At 72.7% G+C, this 264-nt stretch carries 1 protein-coding gene; it reads right to left on the bottom strand.

Going from position 1 to position 264, the window contains the following annotated elements; translation table 11 throughout:
- Positions 1-137 precede the first annotated feature (137 nt).
- The coding region (locus SB719_RS20730) for an acyl-CoA dehydrogenase family protein (RefSeq protein ID WP_412159826.1) at positions 138-264 on the bottom strand (127 nt) is incomplete at its 5' end.

Here is a 264-nt window from a genome sequence, read left to right as displayed (position 1 = left end):
AGAGGGCGACGATCGCCGGCGCGCGCACGGCGCGACGGGCGACGGGATCGGGGACGACGGCGGCCGCCGCGCGGTCGCAGCGGCGACGCGGGCGGCGGCGAGCCACGGCGCTGGCGCGCAGGGCCGTCATGCCGGGCTCAGCGCAGCCCGGTTTCGTTGCGGGCGATGACCAGGCGCTGGATCTCGCTGGTGCCCTCGTAGATCTCGGTGATCTTGGCGTCGCGGAAATAGCGCTCGATCGGCATTTCCTTCGAATAGCCCATG

Source organism: Pantoea sp. SIMBA_079, from assembly GCF_046940275.1.
GTDB lineage: Bacteria > Pseudomonadota > Gammaproteobacteria > Enterobacterales > Enterobacteriaceae > Pantoea > Pantoea borealis.
The sequence above is the reverse complement of the archived record's forward strand: the minus strand, read 5'-3'. Positions and strand labels throughout refer to the sequence as shown.